12 protein-coding genes are annotated in these 14,849 nt (G+C 61.3%); 6 read left to right on the top strand and 6 right to left on the bottom strand.

The genetic code is table 11. The features are described from left to right. Positions 1 to 564: 564 nt before the first annotated feature. The 6 genes from corA to AC11W3_RS03515 form a co-directional block, all read right to left on the bottom strand. A complete protein-coding gene (corA, locus tag AC11W3_RS03540; RefSeq protein ID WP_484088445.1) occupies positions 565 to 1,629 on the bottom strand; it encodes a magnesium/cobalt transporter CorA in 1,065 nt (354 codons plus the stop codon). A gap of 9 nt (positions 1,630 to 1,638) precedes the next feature. Next, entirely contained in the window at positions 1,639 to 2,115 is a 477-nt protein-coding gene (locus tag AC11W3_RS03535) for an EVE domain-containing protein (protein WP_484092492.1), read from the bottom strand. Between the two features lie 77 nt (positions 2,116 to 2,192). Next, the gene (gene polX / locus AC11W3_RS03530; RefSeq protein WP_484092491.1) at positions 2,193 to 3,923 is read right to left on the bottom strand and encodes a DNA polymerase/3'-5' exonuclease PolX; all 1,731 of its coding nucleotides are present in this window, start codon (positions 3,921 to 3,923) and stop codon (positions 2,193 to 2,195) included. A gap of 25 nt (positions 3,924 to 3,948) precedes the next feature. Further along, positions 3,949 to 4,593: a peptide-methionine (S)-S-oxide reductase MsrA gene (msrA, locus tag AC11W3_RS03525; protein ID WP_484088442.1), complete on the bottom strand. Its 645-nt coding sequence runs from the start codon at positions 4,591 to 4,593 to the stop codon at positions 3,949 to 3,951. Positions 4,594 to 5,089: 496 nt separating this feature from the next. Next, positions 5,090 to 5,641, bottom strand: a complete 552-nt coding sequence (gene msrB / locus AC11W3_RS03520; protein ID WP_484088441.1) for a peptide-methionine (R)-S-oxide reductase MsrB — start codon at positions 5,639 to 5,641, stop codon at positions 5,090 to 5,092. Between the two features lie 46 nt (positions 5,642 to 5,687). Beyond that, positions 5,688 to 6,152: a hypothetical protein gene (locus AC11W3_RS03515; RefSeq protein ID WP_484088440.1), complete on the bottom strand. Its 465-nt coding sequence runs from the start codon at positions 6,150 to 6,152 to the stop codon at positions 5,688 to 5,690. A gap of 245 nt (positions 6,153 to 6,397) precedes the next feature. Between AC11W3_RS03515 and AC11W3_RS03510 the strand changes: the two genes are divergently transcribed. From AC11W3_RS03510 to AC11W3_RS03485, 6 genes are all read left to right on the top strand, one after another. Further along, on the top strand, positions 6,398 to 6,838 hold the full coding sequence (locus AC11W3_RS03510; RefSeq protein WP_484088439.1) for a hypothetical protein: 441 nt from the start codon (positions 6,398 to 6,400) through the stop codon (positions 6,836 to 6,838). 25 nt (positions 6,839 to 6,863) lie between these two features. Continuing rightward, complete coding sequence (locus tag AC11W3_RS03505; RefSeq protein ID WP_484088438.1) at positions 6,864 to 7,193, top strand: hypothetical protein; 330 nt, start codon at positions 6,864 to 6,866, stop codon at positions 7,191 to 7,193. A gap of 75 nt (positions 7,194 to 7,268) precedes the next feature. Beyond that, entirely contained in the window at positions 7,269 to 9,062 is a 1,794-nt protein-coding gene (locus AC11W3_RS03500; protein WP_484088437.1) for a transporter substrate-binding domain-containing protein, read from the top strand. After that, positions 9,063 to 10,469 (top strand): sigma-54-dependent transcriptional regulator, encoded by a 1,407-nt coding sequence (locus tag AC11W3_RS03495; protein WP_484088436.1) that lies wholly within the window; start codon positions 9,063 to 9,065, stop codon positions 10,467 to 10,469. 425 nt (positions 10,470 to 10,894) lie between these two features. Next, positions 10,895 to 12,295 carry a C4-dicarboxylate transporter DctA gene (dctA, locus tag AC11W3_RS03490; protein ID WP_484088435.1) on the top strand — a complete coding sequence of 467 codons (1,401 nt, stop codon included), beginning with the start codon at positions 10,895 to 10,897 and terminating at the stop codon, positions 12,293 to 12,295. An 815-nt stretch (positions 12,296 to 13,110) separates the two neighbouring features. Continuing rightward, positions 13,111 to 14,421 (top strand): dicarboxylate/amino acid:cation symporter, encoded by a 1,311-nt coding sequence (locus AC11W3_RS03485; protein ID WP_484088434.1) that lies wholly within the window; start codon positions 13,111 to 13,113, stop codon positions 14,419 to 14,421. Positions 14,422 to 14,849 lie beyond the last annotated feature (428 nt).

Below are 14,849 nucleotides of genomic sequence, written 5' to 3'. Positions count from 1 at the left end.
CCGCTGCTTGTACGCCGCCCCTACCTCAGAATTAACCAGGTAAAACCGCTGTCGCCACCCTAAGGCCCCCCCTTTGCGAAGGGGGGGCAGGGCAGCGTTGTCCGGTTAGCTACTTGCACCTGCCCAGTTCTCCACTTTACAAGCTCCCCCACGCCCTCCGGGAGAGGGTCGGGGTGAGGGAAGTCCGTATCTCCGTGGCACTTGCCCTCACCATCGGGAGAGGGCGCAGTTTCGAAGGAAGGTTGGGAAGGGAAAGAGGCAAAGCAACAACCTAACCACCACGGGGGGCAGGGGGGGGGTTGCCTTCGCTTTTGTCTGGCAATTCCTGACCACTGGAACAAAAGTAAAACTGAAGCGCTAATCTTCCGCTCTGAGATTGTCATCCCCGAATGCCCTTATCGGGGATCCAGATTTCACGTCGTTTAGGAGCTGGATTCCCGATCAGAATCGCTTCGGGAATGACAGTTTTGGAAGCTGGCGGAAGATTGGTACTAATCAGGTCCCTTCTTGCTCCTGTCCGCCAGAAAGCGGTGCAGGGGGAGAGTCACTGTCACCGCACCTCGATTAAATCCAGCGTTTTCGTCTGAAGTAGACCAGCATCCCGCCCGCTATCACCGCCATCAGCAAGAGCACCACGGGGTAGCTGTAGCGCCAGTTGTACTCCGGCATGTTCCTGAAGTTCATCCCGTACCAGCCGACGATGAAGGAAAGCGGCATGAAGATGGTGGCGATGATGGTCAGCACCTTCATCACCTCGTTGAGGCGGTTGCTCACGCTGGTCAGGTAGATATCGAGCATGCCGGAAAGGGTGTCGCGCAGGGTCTCGAGGGTGTCGAGTACCTGCACCGCGTGATCGTAGAGGTCCCGCAGATAGATCACCGTCTCCTCCCGGATCAGCGCCGAGTCGCGTCTTTGCAGTCGGCCAACCACCTCGCGCAGCGGCCACACCATCTTGTGCAGGAAAAGCATCTCGCGCTTCATCCGGTAGATGGTGTGGACCGTCTCGCTCCGCGGATTCTCGATCAGGTCGTCCTCGATCTGCTCGATCCGTTCGGCCAGCCTCTCCAGCACCAGGAAGTAGTTGTCCACGATGACGTCGAGCAGGGCGTGCATCAGGTAGTCCGCCCCGGCAGAGCGCAGCTTCGCCTTCTCGTTTGCCAGCCGTAGCCGGACCTGCTCAAAGACGTCTCCTTCCAGCCCCTCCTGGAATGAGAGGAGATAATTCTCCCCGAGAACCAGGCTCGCCTGCTCCGCCGCGATCTCCCCATCTGCGTCGAGCGAGATCATCTTGAGCACCACGTAGAGATGCTCGCCGTAGTCCTCCGCTTTCGGGCGCTGGTCGGTGGCGACGATGTCCTCCAGGACCAGCGGGTGGATCCCGTAGCAGGTCCCCAGGTGCTGCAGGACCTCCACGTCGGAGATGCCGTCGACGTTGATCCAGGTCACGGTCGGAGCCCCCTTCAGAGGCTGACATTCGGCGTGCGAGGTTAGTTGGCGCTTCTCCAGACGGTTCGCGTCATACTCGATGACGTCGATCCTGGTCTTGCCCGGTTTCTGTTCCCCGATATGCACCAGGGTTCCCGGCGCCGCGCCTATCTTCTTGGACCTGTTCTTTCTTTGTCGATGCATCGTGCTCCGTTACTCCTTTATCCCGCTCAGCCGCAGGATCTCGGACCACTCTTCCTCCCGTACCGGTTGGACCGAGAGGCGGCTGCGGTTCAGCAGAACCATCGAAGAGAGGGCGGGGATGGATTTCAGTTCCGATAGGGTGACCGGCCGCGGCAGCTCCCGCACGAAACGGACGTCCACCATGTACCAGATCGGCTTCTCCGGTGTGCTGCGCGGGTCGAAGTATGCGCTCTGCGGGTCAAGCGCGGTGAAGTCGGGGTAGCCTTCCCTCACCACCTCGGCAATCCCGGCAATGGCAGGATCGGCAATGTTGCTGTGGTAGAAAAAGACCAGGTCGCCCTTCTTGATCTCGTCCCGGAGAAGGTTGCGGGCCTGGTAGTTCCTGACACCGTCCCAGTGCTCGGTCTGGTCGGGCCGGGTGCGCAGGTCGTCCAGGGAAAAGGTGGCAGGCTCGGATTTGAACAGCCAGTAATTGCGGTGGGACATGGCTTCCTCGCGCAGATCGTTACCGTGTAATCAATTCCGGCTCTTAACTCGCATAGGGAGCGGTTTAAGTCAAGAACTCAGAGAAGCCGCTTTCTCTTTTCCCTTATCCGTTTCAGCAGCTCCGGCACTTCGAGGGTATTGAGGACGTCGCCCTTTTCCAGCCAGCCACGCTGGGCCACCGAAATCCCGTAGGAGAGGGTGTTGAACTGGTCCTTGACGTGGGCATCGCTGTTGATGGCTATGGCGACTCCCAGCTCCTTGGCGCGACGGACATACCTGTCGGCCAGGTCGAGCCGCAGGGGATAGCTGTTGATCTCCATGGCGGTCCCTGTTTCCCTGGCCACACGGAGCAACTCCTCCATGTCCACCTCGTACCCTTCCCGCTCCCCGATCAGCCGACCGGTCGGGTGGGCGATGATGGAAACGTAAGGATTTCGCATGGCGGCGGCGATGCGAGCGGTCATCTTGTCTTTGGGAATGCCGAAGCCGGAATGAATGGAGGCCACGACGATGTCGAGCTTCTTGAGGACGTGGTCCGGGAAGTCGAGGGTGCCATCGGCCTGTATATCCATCTCCGTGCCGTGCAGGACCGTGAATCCCTGGTGCTCCGCGTTGAAGGCCCTGATCTCCTTGGCCTGATTCATGAGCCGCTCTACCGTCAGTCCCCTGGCGATCCCGAGGGCCTGGGAATGATCGGTGGCCGCGAGGTAGGAAAGCCCGGCCTGCCGGGCGGCCTCGGCGATATCGGCGATGCTGTGGGCGCCGTCGCTCCACTTGGTGTGGACATGGAGGTCGCCCCGAAGGTCGCCCAGGGTGACCAGCCGGGGAAGAGTTCCGGCCATTGCCGCCTCGATCTCGCCTGCGTCCTCGCGAAGTTCCGGGGGGATGAAGGGAAGATCGAGCAGGCGGTAGACATCTTCCTCATCCTTGCCGCCGAGGCGGGCGTTGTCCTCGTCCCTGAAGATGCCGTACTCGTTGATCTTCAGCCCGCGCTTGACCGCCATCTCCCTGAGCCGGACGTTGTGCGGCTTGCTCCCCGTCAGATAGGCCAGCGCCGCCCCGAAAGATTCCGGTTCCACCACCCGCAGGTCCACCTGCACCCCCTCGCGGATGATCACGCTGGCGCGGGTAGGCCCTTTCATGGAAACGTCGTAGACCTGGGGTAGACCCACGAAGGCATCCATGACTCCGGCCGGGTCAGGCGAAGTGGCAACGAGGTCGATATCCTTGATGCTCTCCTTGCGGCGCCGGATGCTCCCCGCGATCTCTATCCGGTCCAGGCTGGAGGTCCTTTTCAGGGCCTCGACGAGGTCCAGGGCGGTAGGAAGCATCCGCCCAAGTGGGAGTCGATCCCGCCCCCGCCTCACCGCTGCGATCCCCTTGAGAATGTTCTCCTCGGTCTTTTGGGCGATCCCCCTGATCCCGGCCAGCCGGTGATCCCGGGCCGCCTGCTCCAGCTCTTCAACGCTGGTGATGCCCAGGCTGTCATAGATGCTTTTCGCCGTCTTCGGCCCGAGGTCAGGGATGGCAAGGAGGGCGAACACCCCTGCCGGTATCTCGCCCTTCAAGTTGTCGTGCATGGCAACGGCACCGGTCTGAAGGTACTCCTCGATCTTCGCCGCCAGGTCCGCCCCGATGCCGGGGATCTCCAGGATCTCCTTGTGCGACATCTCCGCCAGGTTCCGGGTCAGCCCCTCAAGGTTGAGGGCAGCTTTGCGGTAGGCCCTGATCTTGAAGGGGTTTCCCTCCTTGATCTCGATGATGTCGGCGATATCCGAGAAGATCCTGGCAATCTCCCTGTTCTTCATCATCCCCTCCCTGGGAGCGGCAACTTCAATGGCCGGCGGCCTTCCCCCACAGCTCCTTGAGCCGCTGATCCCTCCCGCAGTTGGCGCGATAGAAGCGGTAGCGGATCGGATTTTTCTTGTAGTAGTGCTGGTGGTATTCTTCCGCGGGGTAGAATTCGGTGGCCGGAACGATCTCCGTCACGATGGCTCCCTTGAACGGCTTGCTCGTCTCCAGTGCATTCTTCGACTGGAGGGCCAGTCGGTGCTGTTCCTCGTTATGGTAGAAGATGGCGCTTCGATACTGGTGGCCTACGTCGCAGAACTGCCGGTCCTTGACGGTCGGGTCGACGTTGTGCCAGTAGGTCGTTAGCAGTTTGTCGTAGCTGGTCTTCGCCGGGTCATAAAGTACCTGCACCGACTCGGCATGCCCGGTGGTCCCGGCCGAGACTTCCCCGTAAGTGGGGTTCTTCTTGCTGCCACCAGTATAGCCCGAGGTGACAGAAACCACGCCGGGGAGTTCATCGAAGGGATGTTCCATGCACCAGAAGCAGCCGCCGGCGAAGGTGGCTTTTTGCAGCTGCCTCGTTGCCGGGGCAGCTTTCTCGGCTGATGGTCCTGATCCGGCCAGCAGGAAGCCGGCACTGGTGAGAAGGGATATGACGATCAGTAAGGCGATGTTGGCTCTCTTCATTTTACGTGCTCCCGTGAATATCGCTCCCGTCCTGGCCTGCATGGTGTAGGAGCGGCATCGTTGCTGCGGATGGCTTCTCCAAGAATGATGCGTCCCCGTCGTCCCCCCTTGTCGAAGTCGGTGACACTCGGCTCGAGGCGACCCTCGGCACAAAGCCGGTGACCCTCGGCACAAAGCCGGTGACCCTCGGCGTCCCCCCCTTGTCAAAGGGGGGACAGGGGGGATTTGCCGTGTGAGCGCCCTCCCTGCAGCGGTTCGCGCCCGGGAGGGCGCTCCTACGAAAGGGAGAGCCTGCACCGCATGGCTTGCGTCCCTCACCTCTGCCCCTCCCGCTTGCTTGTGGGAGCGGCATCCCTGCCGCGAATCCCTGACCCTCGGCTCAAAGTCGGTGACCCTCAGCGTCCCCCCCTTGTCAAAGGGGGGACAGGGGGGATTTGCCGTGTGAGCGCCCTCCCTGCCGCGAATCCCGCCCGAGAATGGGCGCCAAAGGCCGCCCCTACTTCGTCGGTACGAACTGCAGCGCGGCGGAGTTCATGCAGTAGCGAAGCCCGGTCGGCTTGGGGCCGTCATTGAAGACGTGGCCGAGATGGCCGCTGCAGCGGCGGCACATTACCTCGGTCCTCGTGCTGAAGAAAGTCCTGTCCGTGACGGTCTTGATGTTCTCCTTGGCTATCGGCCGGGTGAAACTCGGCCACCCGGTGCCGGACTCGAACTTGTCTTCCGACCTGAAGAGATCGAGCCCGCACCCCGCGCAGCGGTACACCCCGTGGTCATGCGTGGTGGCATACTTGCCGGTGAAGGCACGCTCGGTCCCCTTCTCCCTCAGGACATGGTACTGCTCAGGCGTCAGGATCCTTTTCCACTCTTCGTTGGATTTCACGACTTCATCGCTCATGATGTAACTTCCTTTCTCCGCGGAAAAGACCCTGAGGTGGCTGGCGGCTTCGGCCCTGGCCGGAGTGAGGCCGGACTTTAAATTATACGCAACGCGGGCGCCGCTTATCGCCAGCACCAAGAAGATGACACTCAAAAGGATAGCCTTTGCCATGATCTGCCTTCTCCTTTGCACTTCCTCAAACCTGTCAGCGGCATAGTCATGGCAGGTTCGGGATCTCGGCCTCGAAGCTCTGCATCCAGCCGCCGATATCTCCCGGTCCATCCGTCCCGCCCCCTCCGGAGACATGATACTTGTAGGTGAAGCGCAACCTGTTACCGGGGACGGGCGTCACCGGCAGTGTAACGGTGAACGGGGCGACATCGTTGTCTTGCAGCTTGTGGGGGATTACGAAGCCGACGGCCCGCGCGGTTGGACTTCCTTTGGCATCGAGGGCGGCGACCCATATCTCGATGTCATCCATAGGGAGGTAACGCAGGTTTTTGAAGTACCCATCGATGGTCATTCCGGTCGGGGAACGGGTCACGTCCCAGCTGAGGGAGGCGTCGAAGTTGCTGTAGTGCTGCGTACGGCTCTCCATGCGCTGCCGGTTCACATCCGTGTATGTGGCACAGCCGGCGACAGAGATCACCAATGCCAGCAGTACTGCGAGAAATCTGGACATGTCAGTACCTCCTATAATGATGGTGGCCGTTCCCGTCCTTTAACGCTGGATTTATTCTACGCCCGCCCCGGATCGTTTGCAATCTCAGCAACTTCGACGACTGTCGCCCCTCCGGCTGGTCTGACCAAAGTTCCAGCCGGAGCCGTGACAGGAACGGACTCTCGATGGACTGTGGTAGATTTTTCCATTGAATATCGAAGGATTATCCACAATAATGGCAAAGGCGCATGCCGAGGGAGGGGATGATGAAAAAGTCTGTCATAGTGATGCTGCTGTTGATGGCGGCGACCTCCGCGTCCGGCGAGATCTATACCTGGAAGGACGCTCGCGGGAACGCCCACTACACCAACAGTCTTCACGAGATACCGGCACGTTTCCTCAAAAAGGCCAGGGTCCTCGATGTGGCGACGGGAAAGCTCGGTGCCCCGGCAACGGCTGCCAAGCCGGCGCAGGCACCTGCCACCGGGGCAACGGGGCAACAGCCGGCGACCATGGCCTCGCCCGCAACCGCGGCAGCCCCGCATGCCTCGGCGACCATGGTTCCCGCTCCCGCCGTGCCGTCTGCCGCCGTGCCCAACGGGATAGCGCCTCCCCAGCCCCCGGTCGCCACCAATGCGCCACCTCCGCCCACCCGCGACAGAATGTCTCGACGGCGGGCCCGTGCCTCGAGGGTTGAGGAGGAGTAAAAACACGCACCACCAGGGAGGGTGCATGAGAAGGAATGTTTCAACGGTGCTGGCGCTCGGCCTCCTGATCGCTTCCTCGGCCCAGGCGGAGGTGATAAGCTGCAGGGGGAGTATAACCAGCATTCAAGGTGAAGGGCTGGTTGCCAGGACTCACCGCTTCGACGTTTTTGACGTCACCGGCAACGACCTCGAAGTCATCATCGACAAGTGCTCGAAGATTGCCGGGGAAAAGCAGAACAGGGCAGCCGCCAGGAATCCGGGCGGCAGCTTCCGGCCATATTCGGATCTCGACCTCCAATGCGTGCGGGGGGGCGAAAAGTTTGCCGTACGCCGGTCGATAAAGACCGCGCATTGATGGAGAACCTCGATTAAATCCTCTTATCACACCGAAGCACCCGCGACCCACCGCAGGAAGCAGCCAGACCACCCGGTGAAAACGTGCAGGGAACCCTACAGGAGAAGAGCCATCCCTTCGTGGATCAGGCCCCTATCCCTTTGCCTGTGGCTCCTCGTCTTCCTGACGGGAAGTCCCGCCCTCTGCCTTTCTGCCGAAGGCCCCGCAGCCGAAAAGCAGCCGACGGCCAGGACCGTCGTGGTCGGCGGGAACTGGGCCTATCCCCCCTACGAGTTCCTGGACGCCAACGGCAAGCCCGCCGGGTACAACGTCGACCTCACCCGCGCCATAGCCGACGTGATGGGGATGAAGGTGGAATTCCGCTTCGGTGACTGGTCGAAGCTGCGCGCCCAGCTCCTTCAAGGGCAGCTCGACATCCTGCAGGGCGTCTCCTATTCGGAAGAACGCACCCAGAGCATCGACTTCTCCGCGCCCCACACCATCGTCCACCACGCCATCTTCGCCCGCCGCGGGACCGCTGCGGTGAGGTCGCTGGAGGGGCTGCGGGGCAAGAAGGTGATCGTTTTCCAGGACGGGATCATGCATGACACCCTGCGCCAGCTCGGTCTGGGGCCCGAGCTGGTGCTGGCCAACTCCCCCGCCGACGCGCTCCGGCTGCTGGCTTCGGGGAAGTGCGATTACGCGGTGGTGGCAAGCCTTCCGGGCATGTTCCTGATCCGGCAGCTGCACCTCACCAACCTGGTCCCGGTGGCCAAGAACGTGGCCGCCCAGAAGTACTGCTACGGGGTGAAAAAGGGCAATACCGAGCTGGCCACCCGCTTCAGCGAGGGGCTTGCGATCCTGCAGCAGACCGGGCAGTACGAGGCCATCTACGACCGCTGGCTCGGGGTCAACGAGCAGCGCCGCTTCAGCCAGGAGCGGGTCATCAAGTACGGCGCCATGGTCCTTTTTCCGCTGCTGGCCATCCTGATCGCCACCGGCGTCTGGTCCCGGACCCTGCAGCGGCGGGTCGAGGCGCGGACCGTCGAGCTGGCCCAGGAGGTGGCCGAGAGGAATCGCGCCCTCGAGGAGCTGAGGCTGCACCAGGACAAGCTGATCCAGGCCGACAAGCTGGCCACCCTGGGTGTCCTGGTCGCCGGGGTCGCTCACGAGATCAATAACCCCAACGGTCTGATCCTTTTGAACCTCCCGATCCTCAAGGACGTCTACCGCGATGCCGCAGAGACCCTGGAGGCACGATACCGGGAAGAGGGAGATTTCCCGCTGGCGGGGCTCAGTTATTCCCTGATGCGCGAGGAGGTCCCCCATATGCTGGAGGACATGAGCGAGGGGGCGGCGCGGATCAAGAGGATCGTGGAGGACCTGAAGGACTACGCCCGCCAGGACATGGTGGTGAGGATGGAGCCCTTCGACCTGAACTCCGTGGTGCAGGCCGCGGTGCGCCTGATGGACACCTCGCTGCGCAAGGCCACCGACTGCTTCTCGTCGCTCTACGGAAGCGATCTCCCCATGGTGCGCGGTAACCCCCAGCGCATCGAGCAGGTGGTGGTCAACCTGCTGATCAACGCCTGCCAGGCGCTCCCCTCCACCGAGCATGGCATCCACATCGCCACCGCCTTCGACCCCGAGGCCGGCGCGGTGCGTCTGACCGTGCGCGACGAGGGAGTGGGGATACCGCCGGAATACCTGAACCGGCTGACCGATCCCTTCTTCACCACCAAGAGGGAGAGCGGCGGAACCGGCCTGGGGCTCTCCATCTCCGCGGGCATAGTCCAGGAGCACGGCGGGAGCCTCAGCTTCGACTCTCCGCCGGGCCGCGGCACCACCGCCATTCTGACCCTTTCCACTATCAAGGAGGAGCACGCCTAAATGTCGCAATCTCCGGTACCACATTTCTCCATACTGCTGGTGGACGACGAGCCCGCCTGGCTTCGCTCGGTCAGCCTCACCCTGGCCCGCGCCGGCATCAACAACATCCTCACCTGCAGCGACAGCCGGGAAGTCCCGGAGATCCTGGCCCGCGGCGAGGTCCGGCTGGTCCTGCTGGACCTGACCATGCCGCACCTGGGGGGCGAGGCCCTGCTGACGCTGATCGCAGAGCGCCACCCCGACCTCGTTACCATCGTGGTCAGCGGGATGAACCAGATCGAGACCGCGGTCCGCTGCATGAAGCTCGGAGCTTTCGATTACTTCGTGAAGACCATCGAGGAGGACCGGCTGGTCACCGGCGTGCTGAGGGCGGTGCGGATCCTGGAGCTCGAGGGGGAGAACCGCGCCATCTCGGACCGCATCCTCTCCAACGAGCTGCGCCACCCCGAGGCCTTCGTCAATATCGTCACCGCCGACCGCACCATGCTGGGGATCTTCAGCTACATCGAGGCGGTGGCCAGAAGCCGGCAGCCGCTGTTGATCACCGGGGAGAGCGGGGTAGGGAAGGAGCTGGTGGCCCGGGCGGTGCACACCCTGAGCGGCAACAGCGGACCGTTGGTTGCCGTCAACGTGGCGGGGCTGGACGACACCGTTTTCGCCGACACCCTCTTCGGCCACGTCAGGGGGGCCTACACCGGAGCCGATCAGGCCCGGCGCGGGATGATCGAGGAGGCCACCGACGGCACCCTCTTCCTGGACGAGATAGGCGACCTGAGCATCCCCTCCCAGGTGAAGCTCCTGCGCCTCTTGCAGGAGGGGGAGTACTTCCCCCTGGGAAGCGACCGTCCCAAGCGGCTCAAGGCGCGGATCATCGTGGCGACCCACCAGGACCTGCGGGCCAAGGAGGAGGAGGGGAAATTCCGCCGCGACCTCTACTACCGTCTGCGCACCCACCAGATTCTGCTCCCTCCCCTGCGCGAGCGTCCGGGCGACATCCCCCTGCTGCTCGACTTCTTCCTCTCCGAGGCCGCGGAGTCGCTGGGCAAGAAAAAGCCGACCCCTCCCAAGGAGTTGGCCCAGCTCCTGGTCACCTACAGTTTCCCGGGCAACATCCGCGAGCTCAGGGCCATGATCTATGACGCGGTCAGTGTCCACCGCGAGCGGATCCTTTCGCTCGAAACCTTCAAGAAGGCAATCGGTCCCGCCCGCGGCGCGAAGGCGGCCGCTCCTGCCCCCGACCGCAAGCTCTTTGCCGGCGTCGAGCGGCTCCCGACCTTCAGCGAGGCCGCCGACCTATTGGTGGCGGAGGCCATGGCGCGCGCCGGGGGGAATCAGACCATCGCGGCCAGGCTCCTCTCCATCTCCCAGCCCGCCCTCAGCAAGCGACTCAAGTCTTCGTCCCATTGAGACAAGGTTTTTTCCCGGCCGAACCCCTTCCTGACCCCCTTCAGGAAGGGTCATAATTTTCATTATAGATATAACCTTCCTTATAGCCCCTCCAACGTCCCGTAATTACTCCCCTCCCCGTGGCCTTCTCCTTTCTGCCATTACCCTGGTTATGACCTTTGCCCCCTTCGCGGCAGGCGGGTCCGGGGTGTATTGTATACGATATCAGTACCTTGCGCCGCTCTCCCCCCCTTGGTATGTGGCTTGCTAACAGAGTTTTAGGTACAAAATACCTTACTGCCGTCGTCAGGGAGTAGAGATGTCGGGTGCCGATCATCCGGCTCTCGCAGCGGCAGCTGCCTTGGCGCGGGCGCAAACACGGTTTACACGGTGATTGCTCCCTCCCGCCGCGGTGGATTTAAAATTGAACGCACAGGAGGAAGAGGATGTCGAGCAGCATCGCGGTGGCGCAGGTGGCAAAGACAAGCAGGAAGCAGGCTTTTTTCGGTTCGCTGCTGTTCAGGGTATCGGTCGGCATGATCATCGGTGTCCTGGTGGGCTTTCTCGCGCCGGAGGCGGCCAAGTCCCTGAGGCCGCTGGGGATGGGCTTCATCAAGCTGATCAGGTTCGTTATCGCACCGATCGTCTTCGGCACGGTCGTGGTCGGCATCGCCAAGATGGGTGACATGAAGAAGGTCGGGCGCGTCGGGGTCAAGGCTCTCCTGTACTTCGAGCTTTTAACCACCTTCGCCATGATCATCGGCCTTGCCATGGTCAACTGGCTCCAGCCGGGCGCCGGCATCAACGCCGACCCCAAGGCCCTCGACGTCGGCCAGATCGCCAAATTCACCGAAGGCGCCAAGCACCTGAGCACCTCGGACTTCCTGATGAACATCATCCCCGACACTGTCTTTGACGCCTTCACCAAGGGGGACATCCTCCAGGTCCTCTTCTTCGCCGTCCTTTTCGGCACCGCCATGGCCGGGCTGGGAGAGAAGGGTAAGCGGGTGGTCGAGATCATCGAAGAGGTGACCCACGGCTTCTTCAAGTGCATCCACTACATCATGCAGCTCGCCCCGGTCGGGGCCGGCGCCGCCATCGCCTTCGCCGTGGCCAAATTCGGCACCAGCACCCTCTCGGGGCTGGGCGAGCTCCTCCTCGGGGTCTGGGGGACGGCACTGCTCTTCGTGGTGGTCATCCTCGGCATCGTCTCCCGGCTGGCCGGCTTCAGCCTCTGGAAACTCTTCAAGTACATCAGCGAGGAGTTCTTCATCGTCCTCGGGACCTCTTCCTCCGAGACGGTGCTGCCGCGCCTGATGAGCAAGCTGGAGAATCTCGGCATCGAGCCGGGGGTCGTAGGCCTGGTTATACCGACCGGCTACAGTTTCAACCTGGACGGCACCTCGATCTACCTGACCATGGCCGCGGTTTTCATCTCCCAGGCCTTCAACATCAAGCTCTCCATCGGAGAGCAGCTCACCATCCTGCTGGTCCTCCTGCTGACCTCCAAGGGGGCCGCGGCCGTCGCGGGGGGCGGCTTCATCTGCCTCGCCGCCACCCTTTCGTCTCTGCACACCCTTCCGGTGTCGGGCCTGGTGCTGCTGCTGGGCGTCGACTGGTTCATGGCCACCTGCCGCGCCCTCACCAACATGATCGGCAACGCCGTAGCCTGCGTGGTGGTGGCGAAGTGGGAGAAGTCGGTGGATCTCGCGCGACTGGATGCCGTACTTTCGGGAAAATATCTCCTCTCTGATACCGGACTCCCTGCGGCCGGGCTCCTCGCCGCCGAAGAAATCGAAGAGGTTGAGGACGAGGAAGGCCAGCTGGCCACGGCGACCCTTGCCTGATGGTGAGGCCGGCTGCAGAGGCCGGATGAAGTGCTTCGCCGCCGGCTGCAGGACTGAAGGCGCAGATGTGGTATGTAGTACCGGGAGCAATCCCGGACCAAGTGGGGTGTCAGAGATGGCACCCCTTTTTTTGTCTAAAGCGCCGGCTCTGAGCGTTGATGGCGAAGTCGTCTCCCGCACCCATCCCTTCCCTCCTTCCTGGAAGTTCCTGCCCGCCTGCAAAGACCTCTCCTCTCCTGATCTCTCCGCAGTCAATTGAATTGTGGCGGGGATTCAAGAACCTGGTATCGGTGCCCCGGACGGCTATCTCGGGAGAAGGGGCGTCGTCCGCACCTACAAGGAGGGCCATTTACAAGGAGGGCCATTTTGCGAAGGGGGCCAGTCTCGTTTCACTCCCTGCCGACCCTGGAAAATCTGGCGTTTCGTTAGTGTCAAAAATAAACCGTTGTGTTCTAACTGCTTAGGCCTATCCGGGCCTGTTTTCGGTAAAGGGTATAACGCAGGTTATGGTTATAACGCAGGTTATGGCCGTAGCTATTGATGTAAATCCGGCTACATAGCTTCTTTACCAAACGGTTAGACGGCATTCCGGTTATACCCATTCGAGCTTGGTCAGGTGCGCACTGTATACAGCAAAGACAGTGTTGCGGGGCATAGCTGGTGATATGGTTGTCGTTGGTATGCTAGTTGCTAACCATGTTCTAAAAACGATCGAACGGTGGTGCAGGCATCTCTGCCGCGGCGACGAACGGTTCGCGGCCGAATCAGCCTGCAGCTCCGCTACATAAAATGACGTAGCAAAAAAGGAGATGATCATGAACGGGAAGAAGTTTTACCAACATCTGTATGTACAGGTCCTGACGGCCATCGCCATCGGTGTCGCGATAGGCCATTTCTACCCGGAGACAGGTGTGGCCATGAAGCCCCTTGGGGATGGCTTCATCAAGCTGATCAAGATGATCATCACCCCGGTCATCTTCTGCACCGTCGTCACCGGCATCGCAGGGATGGATGACATGAAGAAGGTCGGCAGGGTGGGAGCGAAGGCCCTCCTTTACTTCGAGATAGTCTCCACGCTGGCGCTGGCTATCGGCCTGGCAGTGGTGACCTTCCTCCAGCCAGGCGCAGGCTTCAACGCCGACGTGACCAAGATCGATACCAAGGCCCTTGCCGCCATCACCACCCAGGCGAAGTCGCACAGCACCGTGGACTTCCTGATGAACATCATCCCCAACAGCGTGGTCGACGCCTTCGCCAAGGGTGACATCCTCCAGGTGCTCCTCTTCGCCCTGCTCTTCGGGTTCGCCCTCTCCGCCATGGGGGAGAAGGGTAAACCCGTTTACCAGTTCATCGACAGGACCTCCCACGCCTTCTTCGGTGTGGTCACCTACATCATGAAGGCCGCACCGATCGGCGCCTTCGGGGCCATGGCCTTCACCATCGGCAAATTCGGGGTCGGCTCGCTCTCCAAGCTCGGTGCCTTCATGGGCTGCTTCTACCTGACCTGCCTTCTCTTCGTCTTCGTGGTGCTCGGTACTATTGCCAAGATCTGCGGCTTCAACATCTTCAAATTCATCGCCTACATCAAGGAAGAGCTCCTGATCGTGCTCGGGACCTCGTCCTCCGAGTCCGCCTTGCCGCGCATGATGAACAAGCTGGAGAAACTCGGCTGCACCAAGTCGGTTGTCGGCCTCGTTATCCCGACCGGCTACTCCTTCAACCTCGACGGGACCTCCATTTACCTTACCATGGCAGCAGTCTTCGTAGCCCAGGCGACCAACACCCCGCTGACCATCACCCAGACCCTGACCATCCTTGCCGTTCTGCTCCTCACCTCCAAGGGAGCCGCCGGCGTAACCGGTAGCGGTTTCGTTACCCTGGCTGCCACTTTCACCGCCATTCCGACCATCCCGGTCGCTGGTCTGGCCCTGATCCTCGGCATCGACCGCTTCATGTCCGAGGCCCGCGCCCTGACCAACCTGGTCGGCAACGGCGTCGCCACCGTGGTGGTCTCGCGCTGGGAAAACGAGCTCGATGTCGAGAGGATGCGGACCGTGCTGAACCACGGCATCCCTGTGGAAGAAGAGGCCTCCGTGTTGGCCTTGGAGCCGCAGGAAGAATTCTAGGCTTCGCTTCAGAAAATTTGCCGGCAGGGGGTGCCTTTCAATCGGCACCCCCTTTTTTTTACACTGTTCTATTTTGGCCTCTTTTTGTAAATTGCCCCCCTCCGTTCACTCAGAAATACCCGCCTAAACCTGCAAAATATCGGCACCAGGCCCCCGATCCGTAAAACATCAACCCATCCGAAAGCATTAAATGCAATAAATCCTTGTTAAACCGCTTGATCTTATTAGATTTTTCCTGTATACGTCACTTTAAAACAAATGTTGGCCTATTTCCGATCTTTGCCAACGTTGTTTTACTGGTGTGGAGCTTCTTTCAGGCGGTCCTCTCGGGCCGACCAACATAGGTACCACAGGAGGGGCGATGAATATCCATGAGTATCAGGCCAAGGCGATCTTGAGGAAATTCGGGGTGCCGGTCCCGGATGGGC

It is taken from the genome of Geomonas sp. (assembly GCF_056994735.1).
This window is presented reverse-complemented; position numbering and strand designations above follow the sequence as displayed.

Bases quoted from the DNA above. Each gene is read 5' to 3' on its own strand.
- corA (WP_484088445.1), bottom strand. From the start codon at position 1,629: ATGCATCGACAAAGAAAGAACAGGTCCAAGAAGATAGGCGCGGCGCCG.
- AC11W3_RS03535 (WP_484092492.1), bottom strand. From the start codon at position 2,115: ATGTCCCACCGCAATTACTGGCTGTTCAAATCCGAGCCTGCCACCTTT.
- polX (WP_484092491.1), bottom strand. From the start codon at position 3,923: ATGAAGAACAGGGAGATTGCCAGGATCTTCTCGGATATCGCCGACATC.
- msrA (WP_484088442.1), bottom strand. From the start codon at position 4,593: ATGAAGAGAGCCAACATCGCCTTACTGATCGTCATATCCCTTCTCACC.
- msrB (WP_484088441.1), bottom strand. From the start codon at position 5,641: ATGGCAAAGGCTATCCTTTTGAGTGTCATCTTCTTGGTGCTGGCGATA.
- AC11W3_RS03515 (WP_484088440.1), bottom strand. From the start codon at position 6,152: ATGTCCAGATTTCTCGCAGTACTGCTGGCATTGGTGATCTCTGTCGCC.
- AC11W3_RS03510 (WP_484088439.1), top strand. From the start codon at position 6,398: ATGAAAAAGTCTGTCATAGTGATGCTGCTGTTGATGGCGGCGACCTCC.
- AC11W3_RS03505 (WP_484088438.1), top strand. From the start codon at position 6,864: ATGAGAAGGAATGTTTCAACGGTGCTGGCGCTCGGCCTCCTGATCGCT.
- AC11W3_RS03495 (WP_484088436.1), top strand. From the start codon at position 9,063: ATGTCGCAATCTCCGGTACCACATTTCTCCATACTGCTGGTGGACGAC.
- dctA (WP_484088435.1), top strand. From the start codon at position 10,895: ATGTCGAGCAGCATCGCGGTGGCGCAGGTGGCAAAGACAAGCAGGAAG.
- AC11W3_RS03485 (WP_484088434.1), top strand. From the start codon at position 13,111: ATGAACGGGAAGAAGTTTTACCAACATCTGTATGTACAGGTCCTGACG.